The sequence below is a fragment of the Vibrio sp. Y176 genome, assembly GCF_033438945.1.
Window position 1 is genome coordinate 1 of record NZ_JAWOQS010000413.1, and the last position, 759, is coordinate 759.

General features: G+C 46.2%; 1 protein-coding gene. It reads right to left on the reverse strand.

The window, feature by feature from the left end; translation table 11 throughout:
• Positions 1 to 683: flagellin (locus R7O13_RS26390; RefSeq protein ID WP_318099724.1), on the reverse strand; the 683-nt coding region annotated here is incomplete at its 3' end.
• Positions 684 to 759 lie beyond the last annotated feature (76 nt).

The following is a 759-nucleotide window of genomic DNA, read 5'->3' on the forward strand; positions in this document are numbered from 1 at the left end:
CCGTTAATGTAAGTCGCAAGCTCTTCGATATCGTCACCCGCTTTTGCGCTGATGTTGATTTCTTGCTCTTGGCCGTAGCTGTCCGTTAGGTTGATTTTTAGGTCATTCTTACCTTGGGCAACGTTCCAATCTTTACCTTTACCACTTTCAGCTTGGTAGCTTACACCGCCCATCATTTTGTTGTCTGAGCGCATGTCTTTTAGCTCAAGCATCACTGCTTCACCGTTATCCGCACCGATTTGGAACGATTTCGCACCGTGTGTGCCGTTTAGTAGCTTGTTACCACCGAAAGAAGTGGTTTCTGCGATACGGTTTAGTTCGTCGTTTAGCGCGGTCACTTCTTCTTGAATCGCAACACGTTCTGCTTTCGAGTTTGAACCGTTTGCTGATTGTAGAGACAAATCACGCATACGTTGAAGAATGTTAGTGGTCTCATTCATTGCACCTTCAGCAGTTTGTGCAATCGAGATACCGTCGTTCGCGTTGCGAACCGCTACATCCAAACCACGGCTTTGTACGTTCAAACGGTTCGAGATTTGTAGACCCGCAGCGTCATCTTTCGCGCTGTTGATTTTAAAACCCGAAGACAAACGCTCCATAGAAGTTTGTTGAGCTGAGTTTGCGTTGTTTAGGTAACGCTGAGCGGTCATCGCTGATACGTTAGTGTTTACATTCACTGCCATGGTGATTTCTCCAATTGATTTTCCGGTGTAGCGGTTTCCGACGTCTCGGAAAACCAAGTAGTTCTCTCAAAGTTAC